The 1,769-nt window shown below is 72.8% G+C and carries 3 protein-coding genes; 1 reads left to right on the top strand and 2 read right to left on the bottom strand.

All coding sequences use genetic code 11. The features are described from left to right. Positions 1-70: 70 nt before the first annotated feature. Both E1283_RS35870 and E1283_RS35865 read right to left on the bottom strand, forming a co-directional pair. Positions 71-406: a hypothetical protein gene (locus tag E1283_RS35870; protein WP_132822344.1), complete on the bottom strand. Its 336-nt coding sequence runs from the start codon at positions 404-406 to the stop codon at positions 71-73. A gap of 101 nt (positions 407-507) precedes the next feature. Continuing rightward, on the bottom strand, positions 508-1,173 hold the full coding sequence (locus E1283_RS35865; protein ID WP_132822343.1) for an O-methyltransferase: 666 nt from the start codon (positions 1,171-1,173) through the stop codon (positions 508-510). A 28-nt stretch (positions 1,174-1,201) separates the two neighbouring features. Here E1283_RS35865 and E1283_RS35860 point away from each other — a divergent pair. Then, a partial coding sequence (locus E1283_RS35860; RefSeq protein ID WP_132822342.1) for an SDR family oxidoreductase occupies positions 1,202-1,769 on the top strand: 568 nt, incomplete at its 3' end.

Raw genomic sequence — 1,769 nt, 5'->3', positions numbered from 1 at the left:
TGTGTATAAGAGACAGGGGTGAGGGAGGCCATGCCGCGGCGGGCGTCGGCCATGACCTCGACCTTGTAGGTCACCGGCGCCTGGTTTCCAGGCTGTCCGGGGTGTAGTCGGCGATGAGTTCGTCCCAGCTGATGGTGTCGGCCGCCTCGTCCTCGCTGGCCTGGCCGGCCTCCTGGAGGTCGGGGTGGACGCGGGTGAGCCAGGCGATGCGGTAGGCGGCGATGATGCCGGGGATCTCGTCGAAGCCGGCCGCGTCGAGGCGGGCCGTGAAGGAGAGGAGTTCCTGGGGCCAGGGGGCGAGGGCCGCCTTGAGTTCGGCGATGGTCTGGGGGCCCTCGTCCGCGTCGAGGCGGTAGGGGGACCTCGTCGGTGGGGCGGCGGCCGAGCCGCGAGCTGTTCGGTTCACCGGGCCTCCCGTTCGCGTGCGGAGTCCAACGTTAGGGGTAGCGGCCCCGGTTGGGGGCGGGAATGCGCGGTGATGTTCGGCACGGCCGCCGGGCGGGGGCGTCAGACGCCGGTGACGACGGCGATCGCGAGTCCGTCGTAGCCCTTGTGGCCGACCGTCTGGAGCGCGGTGGCGTCCAGGCGCGGGTGGGAGCCGAGGAGTTCGGCGAGGCGGCGGGTGCCCACGATGGTGGGGTCGGTGGTGTCGGCGTCCAGGACGCCGCCGCCGCGCACCACGTTGTCGAAGACGATGACGGAGCCCGGTCGGGAGTATCGGACGGCCCAGTCCAGGTAGTTGGGGTTGTTCACCTTGTCGGCGTCGATGAAGAAGAGGTCGAAGGGGGCGAGGGAGGCCAGCGAGGGGAGCGTGTCCAGGGCCGGGCCGACGCGGACGTCGACGCGGTCGGCGACGCCGGCGCGCTCCAGGTTGGCGCGGGCGACCTCGGCGTGGCGCGGGTCGGCCTCCAGGGTGGTCAGGCGGCCGTCGGCGGGGAGGGCGCGGGCCAGCCAGATGGTGCTGTAGCCGCCGAGGGTGCCGATCTCCAGGATGCTCCGCGCGCCGTGGATCCGGGCCAACAGATGGAGGAACCTGCCCTGGTTGGGGGCTACGTTGATGTTCGGCAGGCCGGCGGCGTCGCTGGCTGCCAGGGCGCCGTCGAGGGCCGGATCGGCCGGGACGAGAAGGTCGTTGAAGTAGTCGTCGACCTGGGACCAGATGGGCTGCGTCATGGTGCCGAGGGTAGGAGAAGGGACAGCGATGGGTGAGGACGCGGGGCCGGTGGCGCTCGTCACGGGCGGGGCGAGTGGGATAGGCGCGGCGATCGTGGGGCGGTTGCTGGACCGGGGGTACCGGGTCACCGCCACCGGCCGGAGCGCGGAGCGGCTCGGGCGGCTGGCGGAGGCGACGGGGGCGGAGGACCGGCTGTTGACGCTGCCCGGGGACGCCACGGACCACGAGGCGGTGGCGGAGGCGGTGAAGATGACGGAGCACGCCTTCGGCCGGCTCGACCACGTGGTGGCCAACGCCGGGTACGCCACACACGACACCGTGGCGAGCGGGGACCCCGAGGAGTGGCGGGGGATGGTGTTGACCAACGTGTTGGGCCCGGCGTTGCTGGTGAACGCCGCGCTGCCGGCGCTGCGTCGCAGCCGGGGGCGGATCGTGCTGATGGGGAGCGTGGCGGGCACCAAGAACGTGGCGGGGAGCCTCTACGGCGCGACCAAGGCGGCCGTGCGGGTGCTGGCCGAGAACACCAGGATGCTGGTGACCAGGGACGGCGTCGGCGTGACGTTGGTCGCGCCGGGCCGGGTGGACACCTCGGGGT

The organism is Streptomyces hainanensis (genome assembly GCF_004348415.1).
GTDB classification, from domain to species: Bacteria; Actinomycetota; Actinomycetes; order Streptomycetales; family Streptomycetaceae; genus Streptomyces; species Streptomyces hainanensis.
This window is presented reverse-complemented; position numbering and strand designations above follow the sequence as displayed.